Origin of the sequence: Bartonella sp. M0192 (genome assembly GCF_016102305.1) — a bacterium.
GTDB classification, from domain to species: domain Bacteria; phylum Pseudomonadota; class Alphaproteobacteria; order Rhizobiales; family Rhizobiaceae; genus Bartonella; species Bartonella apihabitans.
The window spans coordinates 724,902-748,845 of record NZ_JACFOU010000001.1; the positions used below are offsets into that span (position 1 = coordinate 724,902).

At 43.6% G+C, this 23,944-nt stretch carries 19 protein-coding genes and 1 tRNA gene; 10 read left to right on the forward strand and 10 right to left on the reverse strand.

What is annotated here, in order from left to right; translation table 11 throughout:
- Nucleotides 1-4: 4 nt before the first annotated feature.
- Complete coding sequence (locus H3S82_RS03170; protein WP_198232828.1) at nt 5-964, reverse strand: hypothetical protein; 960 nt, start codon at nt 962-964, stop codon at nt 5-7.
- A gap of 223 nt (nt 965-1,187) precedes the next feature.
- Between H3S82_RS03170 and H3S82_RS03175 the strand changes: the two genes are divergently transcribed.
- Nucleotides 1,188-1,263 (forward strand) — tRNA-Thr (locus tag H3S82_RS03175).
- A gap of 520 nt (nt 1,264-1,783) precedes the next feature.
- Here the strand turns inward: H3S82_RS03175 and H3S82_RS03180 are convergent.
- The 6 genes from H3S82_RS03180 to H3S82_RS11365 all read right to left on the reverse strand — a co-directional run bounded on the left by H3S82_RS03180 (nt 1,784) and on the right by H3S82_RS11365 (nt 7,950).
- On the reverse strand, nt 1,784-2,983 hold the full coding sequence (locus H3S82_RS03180; protein WP_198232974.1) for an NnrS family protein: 1,200 nt from the start codon (nt 2,981-2,983) through the stop codon (nt 1,784-1,786).
- A gap of 4 nt (nt 2,984-2,987) precedes the next feature.
- Entirely contained in the window at nt 2,988-3,719 is a 732-nt protein-coding gene (locus H3S82_RS03185) for an ATP-binding cassette domain-containing protein (RefSeq protein ID WP_198232973.1), read from the reverse strand.
- The gene (locus H3S82_RS03190; protein ID WP_198232972.1) at nt 3,716-4,531 is read right to left on the reverse strand and encodes an ABC transporter permease; all 816 of its coding nucleotides are present in this window, start codon (nt 4,529-4,531) and stop codon (nt 3,716-3,718) included. The genes H3S82_RS03185 and H3S82_RS03190 overlap by 4 nt, the downstream gene beginning before the upstream one ends.
- Entirely contained in the window at nt 4,531-5,517 is a 987-nt protein-coding gene (locus tag H3S82_RS03195; protein ID WP_198232971.1) for an ABC transporter substrate-binding protein, read from the reverse strand. The genes H3S82_RS03190 and H3S82_RS03195 overlap by 1 nt, the downstream gene beginning before the upstream one ends.
- A gap of 106 nt (nt 5,518-5,623) precedes the next feature.
- Entirely contained in the window at nt 5,624-7,090 is a 1,467-nt protein-coding gene (locus H3S82_RS03200; RefSeq protein ID WP_198237110.1) for a TonB-dependent receptor domain-containing protein, read from the reverse strand.
- Nucleotides 7,048-7,950, reverse strand: a complete 903-nt coding sequence (locus H3S82_RS11365; RefSeq protein WP_198232969.1) for a TonB-dependent receptor plug domain-containing protein — start codon at nt 7,948-7,950, stop codon at nt 7,048-7,050. Before H3S82_RS11365 ends, H3S82_RS03200 begins: the two co-directional genes overlap by 43 nt.
- 299 nt (nt 7,951-8,249) lie before the next feature.
- On the opposite strand from H3S82_RS11365, the gene H3S82_RS03210 reads away from it, so the two are divergent.
- From H3S82_RS03210 to H3S82_RS03230, 5 genes are all read left to right on the forward strand, one after another.
- Complete coding sequence (locus H3S82_RS03210; protein WP_198232968.1) at nt 8,250-9,917, forward strand: hypothetical protein; 1,668 nt, start codon at nt 8,250-8,252, stop codon at nt 9,915-9,917.
- A 252-nt stretch (nt 9,918-10,169) separates the two neighbouring features.
- A complete protein-coding gene (locus H3S82_RS03215) occupies nt 10,170-12,242 on the forward strand; it encodes a tetratricopeptide repeat protein (RefSeq protein WP_198232967.1) in 2,073 nt (690 codons plus the stop codon).
- Nucleotides 12,243-12,348: 106 nt separating this feature from the next.
- Nucleotides 12,349-13,026, forward strand: a complete 678-nt coding sequence (locus H3S82_RS03220; RefSeq protein WP_370541272.1) for a YaiO family outer membrane beta-barrel protein — start codon at nt 12,349-12,351, stop codon at nt 13,024-13,026.
- Nucleotides 13,026-14,054, forward strand: coding sequence for a HEAT repeat domain-containing protein (locus H3S82_RS03225; protein ID WP_077970277.1), 1,029 nt, complete (start codon nt 13,026-13,028; stop codon nt 14,052-14,054). The genes H3S82_RS03220 and H3S82_RS03225 overlap by 1 nt, the downstream gene beginning before the upstream one ends.
- Nucleotides 14,051-15,481 carry a glycosyltransferase family 2 protein gene (locus tag H3S82_RS03230; RefSeq protein WP_078039010.1) on the forward strand — a complete coding sequence of 477 codons (1,431 nt, stop codon included), beginning with the start codon at nt 14,051-14,053 and terminating at the stop codon, nt 15,479-15,481. Before H3S82_RS03225 ends, H3S82_RS03230 begins: the two co-directional genes overlap by 4 nt.
- A gap of 72 nt (nt 15,482-15,553) precedes the next feature.
- Here the strand turns inward: H3S82_RS03230 and H3S82_RS03235 are convergent, their stop codons facing one another.
- The 3 genes from H3S82_RS03235 to H3S82_RS03245 form a co-directional block, all read right to left on the reverse strand.
- Nucleotides 15,554-16,555, reverse strand: coding sequence for a 4-hydroxyproline epimerase (locus H3S82_RS03235; RefSeq protein WP_198232965.1), 1,002 nt, complete (start codon nt 16,553-16,555; stop codon nt 15,554-15,556).
- 1 nt (nt 16,556) lies between these two features.
- Entirely contained in the window at nt 16,557-17,798 is a 1,242-nt protein-coding gene (locus tag H3S82_RS03240; protein ID WP_198232964.1) for an FAD-binding oxidoreductase, read from the reverse strand.
- Between the two features lie 137 nt (nt 17,799-17,935).
- Nucleotides 17,936-18,901 carry a dihydrodipicolinate synthase family protein gene (locus tag H3S82_RS03245; RefSeq protein WP_198237111.1) on the reverse strand — a complete coding sequence of 322 codons (966 nt, stop codon included), beginning with the start codon at nt 18,899-18,901 and terminating at the stop codon, nt 17,936-17,938.
- A 200-nt stretch (nt 18,902-19,101) separates the two neighbouring features.
- Between H3S82_RS03245 and H3S82_RS03250 the strand changes: the two genes are divergently transcribed.
- The 4 genes from H3S82_RS03250 to H3S82_RS03265 all read left to right on the forward strand — a co-directional run bounded on the left by H3S82_RS03250 (nt 19,102) and on the right by H3S82_RS03265 (nt 23,939).
- Entirely contained in the window at nt 19,102-19,749 is a 648-nt protein-coding gene (locus tag H3S82_RS03250; protein WP_198232962.1) for a GntR family transcriptional regulator, read from the forward strand.
- A gap of 749 nt (nt 19,750-20,498) precedes the next feature.
- Entirely contained in the window at nt 20,499-21,311 is an 813-nt protein-coding gene (locus tag H3S82_RS03255) for a transporter substrate-binding domain-containing protein (RefSeq protein WP_077970286.1), read from the forward strand.
- Between the two features lie 161 nt (nt 21,312-21,472).
- Nucleotides 21,473-23,287 (forward strand): aconitase X, encoded by a 1,815-nt coding sequence (locus H3S82_RS03260; RefSeq protein WP_198232961.1) that lies wholly within the window; start codon nt 21,473-21,475, stop codon nt 23,285-23,287.
- On the forward strand, nt 23,274-23,939 hold the full coding sequence (locus H3S82_RS03265) for an amino acid ABC transporter permease (RefSeq protein WP_077973414.1): 666 nt from the start codon (nt 23,274-23,276) through the stop codon (nt 23,937-23,939). Before H3S82_RS03260 ends, H3S82_RS03265 begins: the two co-directional genes overlap by 14 nt.
- The last annotated feature ends 5 nt before the right edge of the window (nt 23,940-23,944 follow it).

Genomic DNA, 23,944 nt, shown 5'->3' on the forward strand with positions numbered 1-23,944 from the left:
AATCTCAATCTGTTGCTTTGATTTTCATACCGTAAATATCAATGCCATGACCTTCACCCATAAGGTCGCTTGTCAAATAAAGTTTTGCTGAACCTGATCCTTCGGCCGGTATTGTTAGGTCAAATAATAGGTCGTTCCGATTTGTCGGAACTTCAAAACGCCGCCTTCCACAGTCGGCATTATTGCCGAGGTCACACGTTATACTCATCTGGCTTGGCTCTGTTCCATCACTTTTTGCGTTGATATCAATGAGCACCTTTTTACCACGTAAGCCTGACAGAGCGCCTGCGCCAATTTCGATGACGACAACATCTTGCTCGCTATTTGCCGAAATATGGGTATATGGTATTCCGGCGTCATCACGTATATCGACCGACGTGCGGCCGTAGACTGTGAGCGCCGAGGCATCACCCGGACGGAAAAATTTAATCCAACCATCATTGTTTTCGGTTTCTTGCCGGAAAGGTTGCATCAACGTGGAACGCGGCTTTTGTTCAGCCACATCCTTTTGATGTTCAACAAGAGCACGGCCTGAAAAACTGTTAAAAAACGACCACGCGGTGAAGCCTAAAACCATAATAATTGCAAGAATCGATGGAGCAACAATCAGCAGAATTTTGGAACGCCGTCTTGTTCTAGCCCGATGCAAACTCCGGTTATCGAAATTTGTCGCCCCGTTTACTTCTATTTTTATCTGTTCTTCAGGGCCTTCTGCAGCGAGTTCATTATAGTATTGCGTTTTTTCTTCGGGAGCCTGAACAATGTAATCCTGTTCTATGCTCCGGATAATTTGCATCAATGCATCGCGTCGCTTGGAACGACTCTCGTTGCTCAAATCATGTTGAGCCAACAATGCACGCTCGTGGGCGTTCCATGCAGATTCATAAATCTGCCGCCTTTGAGCAACATTGCTGGCGTCAATTCTAAGCAATGCATTGCGGATGGCTTGCTCGGCACTAGCCAAAAAAATTTCTCCTCAAACTAAAAATATTTAGATCTAGAATAAGCATCAGGTGGAAAATAGGCAAACCAATTCTACTGTTGATGATTTTAAAAAAAGCTTGTGTTTTGACATTGTGTTGCCGGTTCATAACGAAAATTACCCAAAGATAAAATTGGGCGCTTGCTTTCAGACGATCTTTTGGCTATCACCCGATACCGGTTCTGTCTTGAAGACAAGAATCTGTGCCGCATTAGCTCAGTTGGTAGAGCACGTCATTCGTAATGATGGGGTCGCTGGTTCGATTCCGGCATGCGGCACCAATAAAAATAATGTAAGTATTTGTTTTTATTATGTTTTTTATTTCTGATTTTTAAGATATCGACACTTTAGCCAAAAATGTAACACAAAACGTAACACATTTTAAAAAAAGAAAACGGAAAAATAATAATATTTACAATGCGTTATAAAGAAGTGTACTGCCAGTATGCGGCACCACGAATATTTTCCGAATGTACTTAACTGATAATTTTAGTTTCTACCCTCAAAATCTATCGGCCAGATCAAAAATTTCTTATTTTGTGTTTATTTTATTGATATTTTTATTCAATAAAATAAATAAAAATATTTTATATATATTTATTTTAGTATTTATTTTTATCAATTATATATTTTATTAATTTTCATTAAAATAAAAAATTAAACATATATTCAATATGAACTATATTTATAATATATTTTTTTGTAGCGATCGTTAATTTTTATGTTTTACGTCGTCAATTGTTTTTTAGAAGTGCCGTAATTTATAGATGTCTATCAGGCTAATCAGGCGACCGTATATGGTCAGTTATTTACAGGATGTCCAAGGAGCGGCAGATATCCCCATAGCCAGAGGAGAAAGGCCAAAGACCAGAAAATAGCAGCCCATGCATAATGGTGACTGCCGATAGCGAAGAGATCGGTTATTTCCGGTAGGACGCGCATGGCGGCGGCGAGTATAATAAATGCGATAGCCGCTTTTGATTGCCAGGGGATCGGTATTAATTTCCGTCCTGAATGACGTAAACCGGCAATTGTAAAAACACCCATGACGCCAAGCCCCAATGTCGCAATGGTCAATATATGTAAGCCTGCATAAATTGGTATGCTTTCGTTAAAGCCGGAAAGACCGATAAGAAAAAAACCGATTGCCGCGCTGACATTGGCAAGCGCTAGGCATAAGACTTCTGCTTTTAATGCAGCCTTGCCGATAAACCATTCTGCAGTTCTGTCCATAAAACCGGCACTGGCAGCAAAAGCGAGATAATATTGCATTTGTGAAGACGGCAGAAAAAGCATCGAGAGAGCATATAAGACTGTCAAAAATGCAGATAGATTGCGTCTGCCCGGATGCGGGCGATAAGGGCTTGTTTCACCTGAAGGATCCAATGAAAGATTGGTGACCACAGTGTTGATGCGCGAGATTGCCAAGGAAAATAGAACAACAAAAACAGCGATAATCGTCCACAATATGCGGGACGATAGTTCCGTTTCTTCGCGCCACCATAAAATTTTCAATACAATTTCAAGTGTAAAAAGAACAATAAGCCATAGCAAAAATGACAAGCTTTTCCATTTTCTTTTCGAAAGAATTGGCAAGCCGACATATAAGATCATAAGTGCCAGAAAGCCGAAATCGAACACACTGCCGATGACCATCAGGTAATCCGAACCCAAAAAACCGACAATGCGACCGGGAAGCCATAATAAAAGCAGAAAGAAAAGTCTCATGCCATTTAACGGCTTTGTTTCTGTCCATTCGGCAACGGCTGAACATAAAAATCCAGCAAGAGCCGCCGAATAAAAGCCGAAAATCATCTCGTGCGCATGCCATTGCTGAGGGAAAATATAGCGTGTACCGGGATAGTCGAGTTGATAGATAATTACCCAGATAAACGGCATGAGTAGAGCATAAGAGGCCGATACCGGAAAGAATAAAAATACGCCTTCGGTAAAAAAGGGATTATGAGCAATGACTGCTTTTATCTTTTTGCCAAGCCCCATTGCGTTAATCCCTGTCTCTATAAAGAAGGTCGTAAAAATCCCGATCTTTGGCGAATTGTTCGCTCATGTCGAATATTTCCCGTTCGCTTCGCTTTCCCGGTTCACCTTCGACATGTCTTTCAGCGACAATTGTTGCAGGATCGCCACCGACCAGTAACAAACGGTGAGCAATGCGCAGTGCTTCGTGAAGGTCGTGGGTAACAAACAATGATGAAAAACCTTGGCCTTTTGCCTCTTCAATAACAATGTCCTGAAGGTTACGCCTGAGGCCGATATCAATTGCCGAAAACGGCTCGTCGAAAAATATGATATCGGGATTAACAGCAAGTGCGCGCGCAACGGCTGCGCGCTGGCGCATGCCGCCCGATAAGGCGGCCGGATATTTTTCAAGATCGGTTATTTTTAAACCGACTTTTTTTGCACAATCGGAAATGAAATCCTTTTTTCCGGATGGTCGGTGTGAATTTTTCAAACCATAAGCAATATTTTCATAAGTTGTTTTCCAAGGGAGCAATCTCGGTTCCTGAAAAACAATTGCCTGTTGGCGATAAGTTTTTCTGATTTGGCCTTTGTTAGGCGTCAACAAGCCTGCAGCAATCTGCAATATTGTGGTTTTTCCGGCACCCGACGCACCGAGAATAACCAGCGTTTCGTGGTCATTGACGTAGATATTGACGTTTTCAAGAATGCGTCTTCCAAGATAAGAAAACCCGATATCCTGCATTTCAATTCTCATTTTTTAACGCCCCAAGGCTCGGATGCATGTCGCCAGCTTTCAAAAAATTCCCGTATCGGATGAATAATACCGAATTCGGTTATCAGGGCAAAACACACAATGATCATAATAATGGCCGTTACTTCAGGAACATCAAAAGTGCTGCGCGCTTCAAAAAGGAGGCCCCCAAGCCCGCCGGAATAGCTTAAAAGTTCGGCCATTACGGCGACTTTCCAGGCACTTCCGGCCGAAAGCGACAAGGCCGGAAAAATATAGGACACCATTTGCGGAAATGTGATTGTGCGAAATCGTTTGAATATGCCGATGTTAAAAGCACGCGCCATATCGTCGAGCGAGCGGTCGCGTGTGGCAATTGCCTGAACGCTATTGATAAATATGAGAGGGAAGGACGCAACAGCAATTGTCATAATAACCGAGCCGCCACCATTTTCAAACCAGATGAGCGCAAGCACAATCCAACCTATTGGCGGCACACCGAGAAGAATAATAATGATCGGCCGCATCAGGCGAATTGCGGCAAATGAATAACCGCACAATACGCCACCGACAATTCCGATCGAAGCAGCAATGATAAAGCCTATAAATGAACGTTCGGCCGTCACTTTCGCCATCTCGACAAATTTATCCGTTTGGACAAGCAAGATCATAGCTTGCAAAGTTTGTTGCGGAGAGGGGAGCACATAACTGCCATAAAGTTCATGGGCCAATTGCCAGAAGGCAAAAAAACAGAAGCAACCGGCAAGCCCTGCAAAGCCTCCCCAGAAATAGTTTCCAAGCGACACAAGATGGGAAATGGTCTTATGGAAACGCATCAGGCATAAAATCCGTCATCAGGCAGTTTTCCGCCCATAATTGCGGAATTTTGTTCAATAAGAACATTGAAAAATGTTTCCAGCGCCGGTTTGACTTCGCTTGCGCTATGAACAACAAGATGACTGAAAGCGACGGATGCTGCAATCAGATGTGGCGGAAAATCAAGGAGACCGCTGATCTCTTCGGCTGCTTTTTCGGGGTTAGCTTTAATTTTTTCGAGTGCAGTTGAAAAACATGCATTGAGCGCTTCTATTTTCTTCTTTCCCTCATCGCCTTCGAAACCTTTGCCGACAACAAGGCCGGCTTGCGGAATGGCATCAGTTTTCGAAACTTTTTCCCAAAGCTTTTGAATATCGAGAGCACGAACAATTTTTTTAGGGGATACAGAGCTCATGGAAATCACGGTCGAGGCAGCAGGTTCCACAATGACTGCTGCATCAACCCGTCCGATCATGAGAAGCGGCATAGCTTCGGGGAGGCTCCCCGTATATTGTATGTCGATTGCATTCGGTTTGATGTCATATGCCTTTAAAATTGCTTGCATAATATAGTCGGGCATATCGTTTTTGAATGGTACAGCAAGTTTTTTGCCGACAAGATCCTGAAGTGTTTTTATATTGGATGCTTCCGGTGCGACGATATAAAGAAGCCCGTCTGTCAGAATATTCGCCAATCTTACACCAAGGCCTTTATTATATAAATTTGCGCCGCTATAACTTGGCAAAATGGCCATATTGATTGAGCCGGAACCGAGTCCGGCCCGGATCTGATCGGGATTATTCCAGACTTTGAATTGGCAACCGGGTAAGAGTTGATCAAGCATGCCGGTTTTTACTGCATAAGCAGCAACGAGAGATGGCCCGGCAGGAGGCCCCCAAATGACGGGTTTATTTTCTTCTGCAACCACATTGGCGGGAAATGCGCAAACAACGGGAAGAAGTGAAGCACCAATTAAAAAATGACGGCGTGTTTGGGTAAGCATCATCCACCTCGATTGGCAAATACCGGACCAAAAATAACACAATGGACGGTCAGGTATTTTGATTAAAATTTAAATTTTAAATAAGAGTTTATCCCTCAAATTAAAAATTTCAAAACTTTGCTTTTATTCCGGCAAAGAAACCTCTTCCCTCCCCGGGGAGGAATGCAGCTTGATCAGGGGTTGCGCGATCGGAAATAATGGTGGATGACGCATATTTTTCGTTAAAAATATTCGTTATTTCACCGAAGATACGAAGGTTTTTGTTAAGGCTATATTCGCTTCTCAAATCAACAACAACGTAATCATCCGAATAAAGTGTGTTCATATTATCAACGGGTGTTCTTGTCGGTACCCAATGGATATTACCCTGCCATATCCACGGCTCGGTCGGGTGATATTGAATCATGGTATTGATGATGTTGCGTGGTGCACCGGCAAGATAATTGTTATGACGTAACGGGTCATCATGAAATGTAAAGCGTTGATAGGTATAGGCAATACGCGCTGTTATCGAAGCGTTGATTTCCCAGCCGATTGCAGCATCAATGCCAAAATGGCGGGTTTTATCGGCGTTAACCGCACCGAGCGGCGCTCCACTGACATCACGCAAGCTCAGTAATTCGTCATTAACCCATGAATAATAGGTCGATAAATCCCAGGAATAGCCTTCAAAATTGCCTCGCCATCCGCCTTCCAGAGTGGTTGCTGTTTGATCATCAAGATCGGGTGTTGCAAACATTTTGGACTTCAAATTGGGCATAGCAGGATTTGGACGGCCGGCACTGGTGTTCGGAGTGCCGTTAACTGTTGCGAGAAGATCATCATGCGTCGGAGGCTCGAAGCTGCGGCTTAATGCAGTGTATAAAGTTTGTCTTTGGGTGAGGGCGTAGGTAATGCCCAAAGCCGGACTTAATCCCGAATAAGAACGGTTATAGCTTGTATTTTCCGCAGGAACTGCACCGTTCGGCAAAAGCCGATCCGGCATACGAGGATTATATGCTATTGTTGGCCGGGTATTTTTCCGCCATTCGTCGTCATTGTCACGACGTGCATGAGCATAAGAGAGTGATGGCGAAATAGTAAAGCGTTGAAAAAGAGGAATATTCATACCGGCAAAAAATGACACTGTCGTTGACTTTAATTTATTGTCACCGAATTTGTCGCCCTTTCCGCCCGAAAAATTCAAATAATAATCGCGATCCATAGAACCATTGGTGTAATTGCCGGCAAGTTCTACAAGTGGCAAAGGATTGCTTTTATCAGGGGTGTATGCGTAACGGAATAGTCCGGTAAAATCACCGCCATCGCTCTGTCTGACACCGGCGGATATAGGAAAACGAAACATATCTTCCGTATTTGTATAGCCCAAAGCAATATCATAAATATGGGAGCCGAGCTCGATTGTTGAACGGTTGCCGATGAGATATTGGCTGGCATCCCTTCTTGGCCGATCGCGCCAAACATTGGGGCCCGGATTTACAACCCCTTGTGGAGTAACTATAGGACCCGACCAGCTCATTTCCGGATGTTTTTTTATTTCATATTTTGGAATTGGTCCTGAAACATCGAAACCCAAATCGGTGTATCCGGCAAAAAACGCGTTGTCGTGATATCATTTACTCTAAAACCGATATTGCCGGATAGGCCTGTCCTGTCAGAGGAATTGTAATCCCGAAAGCCTTCCCGGTTATTATGTTCAAATGAAAAAAAGCCGTCACGCGTTTCGTCGGAAAAACCGACTTGCCCGCCAAAATTATATTGGCCGAAACTTCCACCACTTCCCGATAAGACTGCCCCCGGTTCGCTCGTTCCTGTAGGTGATACACTGTTAATGGCGCCTCCCAATACAGTGGCGCCGATACGGTTGGCCATATAGCCACGATAAATTTCAAGGGTTTCGGCGTCTCTCGGATTGGCTAAACCGGCTATATATGAGCCATCGGCACGGTTGAGTGGCAAGCCGTCGCGCATAACAAGGATACCTCTCTCGACCGGATTTTGCTGAAGGCCTGATCCACGAATTTGTATGCGGGGTTGATCATTTCCTCCGAAAAAATTCTGAACCACAACTCCGGGCGTTTGTTCCAAAGCACGTGCCATTGTCAAATTACCAGAAAAAGGCATTTCATTTTTGTCAATGACGCTGACGGCTCCCGCCATAGAAGCGAAACGTTTACTCAGGATTGCATGAGAGTTCTCTCTGCTATCAAGTATAACCGGTTTTAGAATGACCGGAGCACCCGGACTAGCCGTTTGCCCCCAACTATCCTCTCTCGATAGCAGAACAAGTGTTGTTGTGATGAGTAATAGCAGCTCTGTTTGAATAACTGACGCAGTTGTTGTCTCCGATGGTTGTGAAATCCATAGCTGGAGGAAACAAGCTGCTGTGAAGCAAATGAGATTGTTTCCGAAAGATCGGATGTTGCTTTTGCTCACCAAACCATGGTAACTTTATAAAACATAAAAAATAAAGTGTTATTTAATAATATTTGATGGAAATTTGATTCTATTTATTAAAGTAGTATTTCTCCTTGAATTTGTTATCTAATTATTTTTGAATAAATAATAATATATATTTATTATAATTTTTTTCATTTTGAAATATTGAATATAAAAGTTATTTCATGAATTTGTTGGTTTTGCAGGAGGAAAATTTTTAGAAGGTTGTTCAACTTGAATGACATTGTTATATAGTTTGCAAGATAAAAATCAGCAACAATTCGGGGAACCAGGTTATGGGAAGATTTCTCCATTCAACATGGATATTGGCTTTATCGGCTCTTCTCTTGTCGGTCTTTCATATGAGTAATGCGATGTCCGATACATTATGTTTATATAGCGCGACAGATAATGACGACGAGGCTACAGATAGTGCTTGCCCGCATATTGATACCACATCCGGTTTTTATTTATCGTGGGTAGGAACGATAGATAGATCCGAACAAAAACCGGCCTTAATCCAATTGGAAGGTGAATATAAAGCAAACCGGTTTTTCCCGTCAAACACAGTTCTGACATTCGCTCCAATGCCGGCTGCTAATGACACAAAAATAAAAAGTGGAAATGCCGAACATCAGGATACACCCGAAGGGCAAAATCATAATTTGTTAAGTCGGATGGACTGGTCTTTATTTTCGCCGGAAGGACGCGTTAGAGTTCAGGAAAAAAATGGAATTCTAAGTTTGACTTGTCATTCCGGAAAAGAGCATGCCGGTGTGGCTCTGAGTGCCCCGTTCGGAAGCTTTCCGCAAACAACCAATTCATCGTTTATAATAAGTGGCAGAGCAGACGGTCGTTTCAAATTGGGGTTTGCAGACAAAACTAATTTTGTAGCGGATGATGCAAAGACTTTTCCTGTTCATTCTGAAAAGCAATCAAAGACTGATGATCAGTCGGATTTCGATTTGTTTGAACTGCCATCTTCAGAAAAAAACAGTAGCAAAATTATAATCGAATGCCCAGAAGAGGCCGCACATTTCGATATTGCCGCTATAACGATTAAAACTGCAACGAGTGAAAATTCAATCGCTACCTGGGTTTGGCACAAACAGAATTGGCTTCACTCACCCGCCGGTTTACTTGATTGGGCGCAACAATATCATATCAACAAGCTTTATGTTCAGGTCGATATTCAGGATAATGTCATTGTCGATGAAGAACAGCTCGTCGAGTTTCTTGGTGAGGCGCATAAAAGATCGATTGATATTTATGCAGTTGAAGGGGATGCGGATATGATTGTCGGAAAAGGTCAAGATCTCGCATTTCAAAGAACTCAATCCTTAGCGGCATTCCAGAAACGGCTTCCGGAAAATGCAAAGTTGGCGGGACTGCAATTTGACATAGAGCCTTATACCGATCCGAAATATTCGGGAGACCCATCCAGAATGTGGGTTAACTGGGCAGCAACTCTTATAAAAATGCATGAAATCTGGGGCGGACCAATTGATGTCATCATTCCGTACTGGATACAGAATAGCAGTGCCGGGAAAAATGCTTTGGAAAGTATCAAGGATCTGGGGAGTTTTACGGTTATGATTTACCGCACCAAGGAAACGGAAATAAATGCTATTTCTGCGCGCTGGTTAATGTGGGGGGAAAAATTCAATACAAAAATTTCTGTCGCGTTGGAAAACGGACCGGTTAACGGGCCAGCAAAACTCTATTTCACGCCTGCAAAAGAAACAAACAAACAGAATTACGGATCTGTTTTTCTCGTTCTTGCAAGGACTGCAAATGGAGGAGATAAAACAGTCTATCAACTTGGCCATATCGAACAACCGGACGCTGCCAAAATAAGCTTTCTCAAGCGGACAGAAGACTTAAGCGGCGTTGTTTTACGGCTAAGTCCGTATTTCAAAGCTTTTAGCAGTTTCAACGGATTAGCAATTCACGGTCTTCTTTGATTGAGGCAATGACTAAAGACCGAGGTTACAACGGTATGCCAGAATAATATCAACCTATGATATAGTCTTTCAGGACAATTCCGATTTGAAATCATAGCAAGTCGAAAAGTTTTTAAGAGCAATCTCTGGAAAAACAAGATAAAAGATTTATTTAGAATTAGGTCATATTTTGTGGGTCGCAATATATACAAATAAAAAATTCTTGTTAGAACACGAGTGTAATTTTTTTCTGACGAGAAGCATGGTGGTTAAGTGGCATGCCATAGAGGCGAAGATAAACTTTTTTTCAGACTGCTGATAACGATTATTTCGTCTTCAGGAGTATATTTTACCGCGTCGGCATTTGCGCAGGTGCCGTGCGGAGCACAGGCAAATGATAAGTTTTGGCCAGTTCGCAACCATCAGAAACTGGCAGATGCAAAATCCATGGCGCTTGATGGAAAGCCTTTGAATTTTGATATTCCATTGGAAAAAGCGTCACCACCCGGAGTTAAAAGCCGCTCTCTAATTAATAGTGATGTCAAAGTTCTTTTTGAACAGGGCTATCAAGCGCGACGAGAGGGTCATTATAAAGAAGCAATAGAAAAACTGGAAAAAGCTTCTGCTTTATCACCCGACAATCCAGATATTTTAAGAGAATTGGGGTTATCTTTCATGGGGCTCGGCGAGCTTGACAAAGCCGAGCCGATATTTCGTCAACTCCTTGAAATGGTTCCGGATGATATCGAGGCAAAAACCGGTTTGGTAAAAATAGATTACGCTCATAACAATCTTGAAGAGGCAAAGCATTACACTGAAGAAATATTGGCACTAAAGCCGGATAATGAGGAAGTGAAGTCGCTTCAAACAGAAATATTGAATGCCATAGTTTTTCAGAAAAAGCTTGAACATACGACCAGAGCGAGTTCCGTTATCCGTTCGCCATCCATAAATGATTTGAAATCAATAAATCTGCACTTTGGCAAAAAAGATTATGACAAAGTTGAGAAAAATGCCGGATCAGACAATTTACCCGACACTATAAGTGAAAACCGGACGAGCAATTATTTTCTAAGACTTTCTGCCGCCATCCGGTCAAATGTTCCTGATCGTAGTGTGGCTGGTGATTTGGCCAAACGCGGTTTTATATTTCTCACTATGGGCAAAGTGGAGGAAGCTCAAGCAGATTTCGAAAAAGCTCTGCGTTTAGCGCCAACGCTGAGCTTGGCACAACTGGGAAAAGCCGCAATATTGTATTGGCAAGGAGATTTCTTTGCAGCCAAGGAAATGGTCGATCATGTCATAGCGATAGAGCCGGAAAATTCAATTGCGCGCGACTTCAAATTCCGCATAGACGCTGCCATAAAATTTTCACAGACGGAAGATAAAATTAAGAACGAAAACCTGTCTGGAGAACCATTGAGTGATGTTTCGGACAATGAACAGAAAACTGTGGGGCAGTTATACGAAATTGGCAGCAATGAACGGAAAGCCCAGCATTTTGACCTTGCCAAACAGCATTTTGAAGCTGCTTTAACTCTCGAACCGGACAATGCGGATATCCTTGTTCAATTGGGGCTCACACTTCTTGCGCTAGGAGATCTGGATGCGGCAAAAGAAAATTTTAGTCGGGCTTTAATGATAGCACCAGATTACATTGATGCGAATTTTGGCTTGGCACGTATCGCCTATTGGAAAGGCGAACTTGATAAAGCAAAAGCTCTTTGCGAAATGGCATTGTCGCAGTCACCCGACAGTGAAGAATTGACGAGCCTGTTAAAAGACATTGAACGCGCGATCGCTTCAAAAAACAAAATCGCCAAACATGGCGGTACCGGCAATTCGTCCAATGGAACGGGAAAAGATAACCCGCAGCTCTTCGAGAGTAATCATCTCGCTCAACAAGCAGCGCAAATTGTTGCTTCAGGAAAAAACTTCGCCCATGCGGAAGCTCTTTATCGACAGGCTTTATCATTAACGCCTCAAAATGTTGATCTGTTAATAAAGCTCGGCAATGTTCTATCATTTCAGAAGAAATTTGCTGAAGCCGATAAGATATTTGACCAGGCTCTCGAAATTTCGCCGGATGCTCTTGAAGCCTCGCTTGGAAAAGTGAATGTAGCGCTTTGGCAAAATGATTATTCGCTAGCCAGACATCGTATTGATGCATTGTTGCTTCGTTACCCTGAAAACGAAGAGGTGGCTTTGTCCGACGCGTCGCTTTATATGGCGGAACATCAATATAAGCGGGCAATCACAGTCTATAACCGCATTTTGGAGAAAAACAGCAAAAATCTTCAGGCATGGTTAGGCAGGGGGGGATGCCAAACGTGGCCTTTTACGTGATCGGGAAGCCGTTAATGATTACGATCAGGCCCGTATAATTGCTCCTGACAATAGAGAAACTCTCGAGCGTATTCAAAGGCCTATCCGTAAACGGTGGCGTCTTGACATTGATAGTACTTATAGCGAGTTGACTGCACCTTATAAAAACTGGCGGGAAGGTGGCGTGGCGCTTTCCTATCAATTGTCAGAAGCAACGATATTGACTGGCCGGTTAGGTCTTTCCAATCGTTTCAATATGGATGACCAGCAGTTCGAGCTTGCAATTGCCCATCAATTCCGACCGGCTGTTTGGGGTTATTTGGCTGGGGTTGTCACACCGGATGCAGATTTTCTGGCACGATATATTTTACGCGCGGGTGGTAGCAGCAATATTGGTAGACTGGGAAAAGTGGGCATGCTCGGAGCGACACTCGATACCAAAAGCGAATGGTATGACAATGGCGTTGTCAAAACTATAACTCCCGGCTTGAGGCAGACTTTCTTCAAAGATCGTATGACCATATTTGCCCAATGGATTAATGTGTTTGACCAGAAGAACAAACATTCGGGAGGCTATCTTTTGCGCGCAGAGACCAATCCTGTCGACCGGTTTCACTTTAATATAGGATATTCGAGTACTCTGGAATCGTCAGGTGATGTTCTTATCCCGACAAAGACGATATTCGGAAATATCGCGTTCGATATAACAGAAGACTTAACAATTGGTGCTAACCTGTCCAAGGAACAGCGTACGAATGCTTATAATCGCTTGGTTTATGGTTTGAATTTGACGCGGCGTTTTTGATGATCAACATTAACATTCAATGGATAATGGGGGCAATTTTTATAGGCCTTTTTTATGCTTGCCTGGCAGTGTTGATGCTGGTCGTCATGATCGTCTTTCATTTCAGGATGGTCAACAACCGCAAGCAGATGATCAAACTCAGAGAAAAATTCGAGACCTTTTTGGATAGTCTGGAAGAGGGCGAAATATCTTCAAAACAGAAGAAAAAATTTTCAACGCGGCAACTTATGCGTCTTGTGCCTTACTTCCGGGCTATTCCGGATAAAAAAAAGCATCAATTGGCCATAGAATATTTTATTCAAACAGGTTTGGTTAAGGTGTTAGCCAAAAAAATGCGTTTTTCTTTACGTTCGAAGCGTGTGCAAATTATCGAAACTCTTGCATTGTTTCCGGATAAAACTGCTCAACAAGTTTTGCATGACGGGTTAAAGGATGTTTCGCAAAAAGTTCGTCTCGCTTCGGCTATCGCTTTAATGGAGAATGATGCTCCATGGTGGCTCTATGATGTTGTTTCAAGCCTGCCGAACTCCAAAACAAACGTAAGTAAATATTTAAGACCTGATGTGGAAAATGAAAGTCGTGTTGAAAAACTGACCAATGTGGCCAGTCTAACAATTATGCCACCGCTCATGCGCTGCGATGCAATTAATATCTTGGCCCAAAATGCCGGCTTTGAAACTTTATCGCTAGCAATGACACAAAAAATTAATATTGCGAGCAACAACGATTTATCTTCTTCCAAAGAATACAGAGAACCAATTTTCAAAATACCTGAAGACGATAAGGCTGATGACCGGTATAACGAAACCGTTTCGTTGAATGACGAGGAAATCGATATCGAACAATTTAACAAGGTATTTGCAAATCTTCTGGATGATGATGCGTTACCGGTACTTTATGCGGCAGGCAAGGCATTACTCAAGACGGGAGATCGTGGGCACGAAATATTGGAACATACCAGACAGAATGGAAGCCCACGGGCAAAAAGGGTAGCTGCTTTTTTTCTGAGGAGCGAGAAAATAGAATGATTGACTCGCTAAAGTTCTGGCTTTTTACCGTAACATTTTCCATTATATTTGTTTTTTTCAGTTTGTGGGTCATTATCATGCTCGTTCAGCTGTTTTTGGCTCTTTATGCCTATTTCAGTCGTGCCTCAGTGCCGAAGAATGGTCTTCTTTGGCACCGTTATTTTGATACTGCACCGCCAATTTCGATCATCGTTCCGGCTTATAATGAGGAGAAAAACATTGTCCAGTCGGTTTATTCTCTCATCTCGCTGGACTATCCTGCTTTCGAGGTCATCATCGTCAATGACGGCTCCAAAGACAACATGCTCGACGAATTGATCAAAGAATTCGAACTGGAAGAGAGCAACAGAGAATATGAAACAATTCTGGCTTTCAATCCCATCCGTAATATTTATGTTTCGAAAAAATTTGGTCGTCTTGTCGTCGTCGACAAAGAAAATGGTGGTAAGGCAGACGCGCAAAATGCCGGAATTAGCGTTTCGCGTATGTCGCTTCTTTGCATGGTGGATGCCGATACTATTCTGGAGCCGGATGGCCTTTTGCGCATGGTCCAGCCTTTTATTGACGATCCGGCGCGCACAGTTGCAGTGGGTGGGAGCGTAATGATAGCCAATGGCTCCAAAATCAGTTCCGGCCGATTGACGCGCGTTGCCATACGCTTCAATTTTCTTGTTTATTTTCAAATTCTGGAATATTTGCGCGCGTTTTTAATGGCTCGTGTGGCGTGGAGTTACGTCAATTGTTTAACATTGATATCGGGTGCTTTCGGCGTCTTTAGCCGACGTGAGGTTATGGCTGTTGGCGGTTATACACGGGGATCCGTCGGCGAAGATTTTGATTTGGTGATCAAGCTACATCGATATATGCTGGAAAACAAACGCGATTATCGTATTACTTTTGTGCCCGATGCTGTTTGCTGGACGGAAGCGCCGGAAAGTCTTTCTGTTCTTGCCAAACAACGCACGCGTTGGCAAAGAGGCGCTTTGGAAGTTTATTTTCGCCATCAGGACATTATGTTCAACAGACGCTATGGACGCATCGGTTTTGTCGGCATGCCGATGGTGTTTGTTATAGATGTTGTAAATCCACTGCTGGAACTATTCAGCTATATTCTTTTTCCGATTGTCTTTTATTTCAAAGCCATGACGTTCGAGTTTTTACTCTCATTCATTTTTATGGCGTTTATGTATGGAATATTCGTCAGCTTGTTTTCAATATCGCTTGAACAAATGCATCTCGGTTTTTTGCGTAAAGCAAAATACATATTTATTCTTTTTCTATCTTCAATCATTGAATGTTTCGGCTATCGTCAAATCAATACATTCTGGCGGATAAAAGCCGCCGGAGAATATTTTTCAGGAAAAACGTCATGGGGCGAAATCAAACGCACCGGTTTTGACGAGGTTAAGAAAAAAACAGCCCAATAAATTTTTTGCTCCAGCGTATAAAGCCGCTGGAGCAACTGTTTTAAACATGGTTCTTCGTAATTATTTCTATGCTTATTTAACGACGAAACCATGCTTATATGGATCACGATCGTCGATAAATATGGTGTTGAAGCCTGTCATTCTGGCCCATCCCGCAACGGATGGAATAATGGCCGGAAGCCCCTCTACATCGGTCAATTTTTCAACACGGCCTTCAAAAATAGAACCGATGATTGATTCATGGACAAAATTATCACCGGCTTTCAGAATTCCCTTGGCTGTCAATTGTGCCATTCGTGCCGAGGTTCCGGTCCCGCAAGGCGAGCGGTCAATGGCTTTATCGCCGTAAAACACAGCATTGCGTCCATTGGCTTCGGGCTTTGTCGGTTTTCCTGTCCACATAATATGGCTCAAGACATTGATTTCGGGTTTTTGCGGATGCTGGAAGCTGTAGAGTTCATTCAGTCTTTTCCGCAATACAGGACTCCATGCGATAAGCTGCAACGCATTATAGTCGGCCATATCGGTGTAATTTTCTTGTGGTTCGACAATGGCGTAAAAATTACCACCATAAGCGACATCCACTTTAAGAAGACCCAAGTCCGGACATTCGACCTCAAGGTCCCGTTTGTAAAGGAAAGCAGGCACATTTGTCAGGCGAACTTTTTCCACATAAGGGCCATTTTGCTCATATGTAATGTCGACTTTTCCAGCAGGAGTATCCAGACTGAGTTTTCCCGGAATGCGCGGCGTAATAAGTCCATATTCGATGGCCATTGTAACGGTTCCGATTGTGCCATGTCCGCACATGGGCAAACATCCGGAAGTTTCGATATAGAGAACGCCGATATCACAATCATCGCGTGTTGACGGATAAAGAATAGAGCCGGACATCATATCATGCCCGCGCGGTTCGAACATCAAACCGGTTCTGATCCAGTCGAATTCACGTAAAAAATGCAGGCGCTTTTCCATCATGGTTTTGCCTTGCAGAAGCGGACCGCCACCGGCAACCAGACGAACAGGATTACCACATGTATGACCATCAATACAGAAAAACGAATATTTCGCCATGTCAAAACCTCCCGGCACGAAATGGATAAATTGAAAGAGCAGGCTCTTTATGTTCAATGAGATTGTATATGAGACGGGCGGTCGCTGCCGATTGTGTCAAGCCAAGATGGCCATGACCGAAAGCATATAATATTCGCCGGCTGTTTTTCGCATAATCGATAACCGGTAAACCATCGGGGATCGACGGCCGATACCCCATCCATTCCACCCCGTTTTCGAGCTTCAAATCGGGGAAAAATTCCTTCGCTTTTTTCAGCATGGCTTGGGAGCGTTTATAATTGGGAGGTAGATCAAGTCCGCCCATTTCAACGGCCCCGCCAACCCTTATACCGGTACTGAGCGGAACAACAACAAAACCATGACCACCGAATGTTACCTGATGTTGAAGCTTGAGACTATCAACCGGTAATGTCGTATTATAACCGCGTTCGGTATCAAGCGGTATATTATCCCCGAGAGACCGCGCAAATGTGTTTGACCACGCACCACAAGCAACAACCACAAAATCGCTTCGGATTTTTTCAGAGCTGGTTGTCAATGTAATGCCGCCTTCATCCTGTGACAGAGCAAGAACCGGCAATTTGATAAATTTTGCGCCCAGTCCGCTCGCATAGGACCACAGGGCTTTACCGAACAATTTCGGGTCCTTCACATTGCGCCAGGAAGGAACATAGGAAGCTTTTACAAATTGTTTCGAAAGGCCGGGAACCATATTGTGCAATTCGTCAGAATCGATATGGCGTACTTTTATGCCGAAACTTTCACGCCAATTCCAACTAGGAAGTGCTGCCTGAAATTCTTTTTCGCTTTCGTAAACCTCAAGTTCACCTTCGGTTCCGAGTTCGTTCAAAAGTTCGGCTCTGGCGAGCAAGCCCATCATTTCTTTCTCTGCAAGGCGCATGATTGCTACTTGCGCTTTGATGGTTTCCAATTGGGCTTTTTTTCGGCTTGCCTTCAAGAAACGAATGAACCAAGGCATAAGTTTTGGCAAGTATGTCGGACGGATTGTGAAAGGTCCCAAGGGATCCATCATCCATCCGGGTAGTTTTCTTAATATGCCTTTTGAGGCAATCGGTAATACGTCCGTAAAGGCAAATGCCCCCGCATTTCCTGCACTTGTTTCTTCACATATCCCGCTTCTGTCGATGACGGTAACGTCATATCCGTTTTCAGAAAGAATGGCAGCCGTAGCGACGCCGACGATACCGCCTCCGATTATTGAAACCGACTTTTTCGCCTGCATCGCTTGTTATCCTCCCCCGACCATTATGATTTTTGTCTTTCGGGCTGATGCAATCATGTAAATTTTTAATCTGGCCGGCGTCACAAATAAAAATTTGCTCACGTCTTATCCGGCCAGATGTTATTCAGAAAAACTATTTATGCGACTTTGTATTTTTGAACTGCTCCCGGCAATTCACTCCATTTCTTATACCATGTATCAAACAGCTTAAGCTGCTTTTCGACAAATCCACGCTGGCTTTCTGTGAGTTCGTCGGTTTCATTGAAATGGAGCTTATAAGCTTTGTCGCCTTTCAAAACCATCATATGTTTGAAAAATAGCACGAGATCGGGGCCGGCATCGAATGACGAAAGAATAGCCAAAGCCTGCTCGAGTTCTTCAGCACGTTGGCGTGCTTCGACATCTCCCTTTGCTGCGGCTTCACACAGACGGCATAGGTGGATGACTTCTTTCGGCAAAACATTTCCGATGCCGGTGATCGCGCCTGTAGCGCCACAATTGACATAACCATGGACAACTGTTGTATCAACACCGATCATAAGAGAGACATTATCGTCACGGCTTGTAATGTTTTCGGCGGCGTAGAGCATATCGTCAGCCCCGCCGAATTCTTTGAAGCCGATCAGGTTTTTATGTTCTGCCCGTAAAGCGAAAAAAAGATCGGCGCGCGTAGCAAATCCATAATAAGGACTGTTATAAATCACGGCGGGAAGATCGGGTGCTGCCGATAAAATAGCTTTGAAATGGTTCTTCTGGGCGGCTAATACACTACCACGCGAGAGAACACGCGGAATAACCATCAAACCTTTTGCACCGACCTTCTGGGCATGACGCGCATGTCTTACCGCGGTTTTCGTATTAACCGCACCGGTGCCGACAATGACCGGAATTCCGGCTTTAACCAGGCTTTCAACACCCTCCATACGCTCTTCATCGGTCAACAGTGGCCAGTCGCCCATTGATCCGCAATAGACTACAGCCGACATCCCTGTGGCGATAAGCTCTTTTGCTTTTGCAACAAGAGCAGAAAAATCCGGCGTCCGGTCTTGTTTGCAAGGCGTCATTAATGCAGGGATGATCCCTGAAAATATACTAGAATCCATAATATTCCCCTTGTTTGGCGCTTGCGCGGTTCCTCTTCACAAAGCGACCGTAAAATTTTATTTGTTGATATCAAAATTGACAGTGGCACTCAGCGCCGCAATCACAGATATATTGATAACTACCCAATGTTATGAGGTATTGATATATCAAAAAAATATCATATAAAATACGCTTGTCAAGTGATATATTAAAGGTAGATATGGAAAATATGAAAGTAATGGCAGTCAATGAAAGTCAGGCGGACATAGCTTATAGAAGTCTGGAACGCATGATTGTGACATTGGCTCTCGAGCCGGGCATGGTGGTCAATGAACGTTCACTGATTGATGCAACCGGAATGGGTCGCACTCCTGTCAGGGAAGCTATTCAGCGCTTGGCATTGGAAGGTTTTTTTGAAATTCGCCCCCGTTCAGGAGTTCGTGTTGCCGATCTTGAACCACAGGACTTCGGTCGTGTGCTTGACGTACGTCAGGGGATAGAAGTTCTGCTTGCACAGGATGCCGCGCGTTTTGCCGGAGCCGTTGACATTGATCGAATGAAAATGGCGGCAGAGAATTTGAAAAAGTCGGCTGAAGAAAATGATCCTTATAACTTTTTGGATGCGGACAAGCTTTTTGATGAAACATTAGGTAAAGCCGCCGGCAATATATTTGCAGTTCGTGTCGTCGAACCTTTGCAAACCCACTCCCGACGTTTCTGGTTCCGTCTCTACCGCGGACAGGAAGCTATTATAAACTCTGCCAATGCCCATATTTCACTGATTGAAGGGATTGTCAGCGGTAAACCGGATGTAGCTGGCAATAGAGCAATGAAACTGATGGAACATTTACGAAAAATGGTCCCGTGATTTCTAGACTATTTTGATGCTTAAATCACGTCTCTTATAAAAATCTTGTATGAGAACCGATATAAGCCAAGTGCTGATGTAGCCAAATACTGATATAGGTCAGATATGGATCAGGCCGATCCCGGCTTCCTTTTCTTATCAATTGATAAAAAGCGGGAAGCCGGCCTTGACGTTCTCCCCCACCATGGAAGAGACGCAGACAGATTTTTGAAATTTACTGCCCCTTGGTCCATTTGATAGTCAAAACGGAAGCGAAATTTAAAAAATTTCGGGTTTGATACTATTTGCCTTCTATGATGGAGCGCCCCCCACGCCCTTAAAAATTGTGGTGGTTTGGAAAGCCTCCTTACTATCGCGACCTTGATAAATATCTTCACTAGAGATCATCTTTTCGAAGAGGCAAAATTCATTTCATTTTTTTACAAACAATCTGCAAACGGAATTTTCATTCCGCGAGTAATGTCAGCGTAACAGTCTGTTTCTATTGTAAAATCAAATGGTAAATGGTGATTGGGTATTGTTATTTTTTTGCTTTGAAACAAAACATAAAATTGCGTTTTTACACAAGTTGAAAATTCTTGGTTGCACTTTAAAAACAACTGTGATCTTATAAAGATATATCAGTTATAGATCAACAGACAAAACTATATAACATTAAGTGGGAACAACCATCATCAGAAATGGTCCGTCTGGAAGTCTTAATTTGATAGCGAGCAACAAGTGAGCGATGACAAAATGGGAGCATAGACATGAAAAACATCACACGCATTTCCGCTATAGGTTTAGCTTTGGCTACCGGTATCACAAGTGAAGCTTTGGCAGATAAAGTCGACGATATTATCAGTGCCGGAACGTTACGTTGTGCCGTAACGCTTGATTTTGCTCCCATGGGATCACGTGATGCAAATAATCAGCCGATCGGTTTCGATGTTGATTATTGTAACGATTTGGGCAAAGCCCTCGGCGTTAAAACCGAGATTGTGGAAACGCCTTTTCCTGATAGAGTGCCTGCTTTAATGTCGGATCGGGCCGATGTTGTTATCGCTTCGACGTCGGACACACTTGAAAGAGCAAAAGTCGTCGGTTTTTCTATACCTTATATGGTCAACCGGATGATCGTTCTTACAAGAAAGAATACGGGTATCTCTTCTTATGAGGATTTGAAGGGCAAGAAACTCGGTAATACCGCTAGCACTTATGAAGAGGGAAAACTCAAAGCCGACATTGAAAAATGGGGTGGTGGCAGCTATAGCTCCTATCAATCACAAAACGATACAATTCTTGCTGTCGCCCAAGGGCATATTGACGCAACGGTCTTGACCGAAAGCGTTGCGCAACTCGCTATCAATTCAGGTAATTACCCTGATCTCGTTATCACCGGTGTAGCCCCTTATATTCCGGACTATTACGCCATTGCGACAAAACGTGATGAATTCGGTTTCATCAATTATCTTAACCTGTTTGTTCACCAGCAGGTACGCACCGGTCGTTACGCCGAGCTTTATAAAAAGTGGTTCAAGAACGAACCTGTCGATCTTACAATACCGCTCGTCTATCGTTGAACCGCCAGTCTATCGTTGAACGGTTGGTCTATTGTTGATCGAAACGCGAAAAAGGACGGGTGGTCAAACACTCGTCCGGAAATAATCAATGAAATTTTGTGAATGAAGAGAATTGATGAGGCGTCTCATCTCTACTCCGGATTACTGTCCAGGACATTCTGATGCAAGGATCACTCCAATATCCAGACCCGACTTTTATTTCGGGAACAACCTATATTGATGGGGATGCTTGTGGCGAAGTTCTCTATACGGAAACGCCATTAAGTTTTTGGGGCGGAATAGATCCGCAGACTGGGAAAGTGATTGATAGCCATCATCCGCTTTCAGGCCAAACTATCTCGGGCAAGATATTTGTTTTGCCATCAGGGCGTGGTTCATGCACGGGGAGCAGTATTGTTCTGGAACTGCTTCTTAACGGTAAAGCACCTGCGGCACTTATTCTTTCCGAAACAGATAGTATATTATTGGCTGGCGTTCTCGTTGCCAAAATTTTCTTTGGTCGTTCTCTTCCTGTAATGGTGGTTCAAAAGTCAAAGTTTCAGCGGATTGCCGCAATGGAACGGGTTAAGCTTTGTCATAATGGATTGATGGCAGCCGGAGAGGCTGATGAGGAGAATGTTCATCCTGAAGAACTTTCGCTTACAGAATTTCCGTCACTTGATTTGACATCATATGATCAGGAATTGCTTTCGGGAAAACATGGCGAAGTTGCCCGACTTGCCATGACAGTTATTTGTAAAATGGCTGTTTTTCAAAATGCGAAATCTCTCATCAATGTGCAACAAGCACATATTGACGCCTGTATTCATACCGGCAAAGGCGCTCTCGCTTTTTCGGAAAAGCTGAAAATGCTTGATGCCAGAGTGGCCGTTCCGACAACGCTGAATGCTATTTCGATTGATCTTCAAAATAGAAGCCGTCAGCCGGTTCCAGAAAAGATTGCCCTTCCGGCGAAGCGTCTTGCCGAAAATTATTTGGCAATCGGAGCCGAAGAAAGCTTTACCTGTGCTCCCTATCTGCTTTGTTCCGCCCCATTGAAAGGGCAGGAAATCGGTTGGGCAGAATCGAATGCAGTTGTTTTTGCCAATAGTATTATTGGGGCTCATAGCCAAAAAAATCCGGACTTTATGGATGCTTGTATTGCAATTACCGGACGCGCACCGAAGACAGGCTGCCATCTAAAAGCCAACAGGATGCCAACCATTCGAATTATTGTTGAAAAGCCGGACGTAATTGATGACTCTTTCTATCCTTTGCTTGGCTATCAGACAGGGCTGATTTCGGGGTCGCATATCCCTTTGATCAACGGTTTATCCGGACTTCATCCAAATCGGGATAATTTGAAAGCAATGTCTGCGGCATTCGCCACAACCTCTTCAGCTCCGATGTTTCATATTGAAGGTATAACAGCAGAAATTTCCGATAACCGCGATTGGCTTGATCTTGATTTGGAAACTTTTCGCATCGGGCGGGAAGAGCTATTAGAGGCATGGCATGTCCTTAACGGGAATGCGGGCAATAAAAATGCCGATAATGCACCAGCGTTTGACAAAATTGATCTTGTAGCACTCGGCAATCCCCATTTTTCGCTCGAGGAAGCATTTCTTCTTGCGAAACTTTGTCAAAACAAAACCAGATCTCACAATACAGGTCTTTACATTACTATGGGCCGGCATTGTTTATCAGAACTTGAAAAGCATCACTCTTTCCAAAGTCTTCAAGATTTTGGTGCCACAATCATAACAGATACATGTTGGTGCATGATTGGTGCACCAATTATCAAGAACAATCATAAAACTATTCTTACAAATTCGGGGAAATATGCCCATTACGGAGCAGGATTGACAAAATGCACTATGCGTTTTTCCGATCTTGCCAATTGCGTTCAAGCGGCAGTCGAAGGAAAATTTGAAGTAAAACCACCGTATTGGCTTACGGGTCATGGAAACGAAAGTAAAAGCCATGTTCAATTATAAATTCCAGTGGGGTACAGTTTGGCAACATATCAACCAGCTTTTGGCAGGAGCGTGGGTTAGCCTTTATACAACAGCCATTTGTATGGTCTTATCAATCCTCATAGGGTTGGTTCTGTTGGTTATGAGGCGCTCTACCAATCGTCCGCTTGCAGCAATTGCCATTACCTGGATATCGATTGCCCGTAATACGCCGGCGCTTTTACAGCTTTATTTTCTATATTTCGGTTTTGGCGCTTTCGGCATTTTTATTTCATCCTGGTGGGCCTTATTGATTGGTATAACGTTTAACAGTGCCGGATATTTGGCAGAAAATTTCCGTGGAGGTTTGCAAGCCGTTCCTGAAACGCAGACACGCGCCGCTCGTTCATTGGGAATGACGGCCTTCCAGTCCTTTCACCTTGTCGTGGTTCCCCAACTTTTGCGGGTTGTCTATTATCCATTGACCAACCAGTTGATCTGGGCCCTTCTGATGACATCGCTCGGTGTTGTTGTCGGATTGGACAAGGATTTGATGGCTGTTACCAAAACTTTGGCCGACTCTTCCTACCGCACATTCGAATATTTCTTCGCCGCAGCAGTCATTTATTACATCATGTCAAAAATGCTGCTTATCCTCGCCAGATTATCGGCATGGAAAATTCTGAGATATTGATGGAG

Excerpts from the sequence above, each read along its gene's own strand:
- H3S82_RS03180 (WP_198232974.1), bottom strand. The coding sequence starts at position 2,983 with ATGGGGCTTGGCAAAAAGATAAAAGCAGTCATTGCTCATAATCCCTTT.
- H3S82_RS03185 (WP_198232973.1), bottom strand. The coding sequence starts at position 3,719 with ATGAGAATTGAAATGCAGGATATCGGGTTTTCTTATCTTGGAAGACGC.
- H3S82_RS03190 (WP_198232972.1), bottom strand. The coding sequence starts at position 4,531 with ATGCGTTTCCATAAGACCATTTCCCATCTTGTGTCGCTTGGAAACTAT.
- H3S82_RS03195 (WP_198232971.1), bottom strand. The coding sequence starts at position 5,517 with ATGATGCTTACCCAAACACGCCGTCATTTTTTAATTGGTGCTTCACTT.
- H3S82_RS03210 (WP_198232968.1), top strand. The coding sequence starts at position 8,250 with ATGGGAAGATTTCTCCATTCAACATGGATATTGGCTTTATCGGCTCTT.
- H3S82_RS03225 (WP_077970277.1), top strand. The coding sequence starts at position 13,026 with ATGATCAACATTAACATTCAATGGATAATGGGGGCAATTTTTATAGGC.
- H3S82_RS03230 (WP_078039010.1), top strand. The coding sequence starts at position 14,051 with ATGATTGACTCGCTAAAGTTCTGGCTTTTTACCGTAACATTTTCCATT.
- H3S82_RS03235 (WP_198232965.1), bottom strand. The coding sequence starts at position 16,555 with ATGGCGAAATATTCGTTTTTCTGTATTGATGGTCATACATGTGGTAAT.
- H3S82_RS03240 (WP_198232964.1), bottom strand. The coding sequence starts at position 17,798 with ATGCAGGCGAAAAAGTCGGTTTCAATAATCGGAGGCGGTATCGTCGGC.
- H3S82_RS03245 (WP_198237111.1), bottom strand. The coding sequence starts at position 18,901 with ATGGATTCTAGTATATTTTCAGGGATCATCCCTGCATTAATGACGCCT.
- H3S82_RS03250 (WP_198232962.1), top strand. The coding sequence starts at position 19,102 with ATGGAAAATATGAAAGTAATGGCAGTCAATGAAAGTCAGGCGGACATA.
- H3S82_RS03255 (WP_077970286.1), top strand. The coding sequence starts at position 20,499 with ATGAAAAACATCACACGCATTTCCGCTATAGGTTTAGCTTTGGCTACC.
- H3S82_RS03260 (WP_198232961.1), top strand. The coding sequence starts at position 21,473 with ATGCAAGGATCACTCCAATATCCAGACCCGACTTTTATTTCGGGAACA.
- H3S82_RS03265 (WP_077973414.1), top strand. The coding sequence starts at position 23,274 with ATGTTCAATTATAAATTCCAGTGGGGTACAGTTTGGCAACATATCAAC.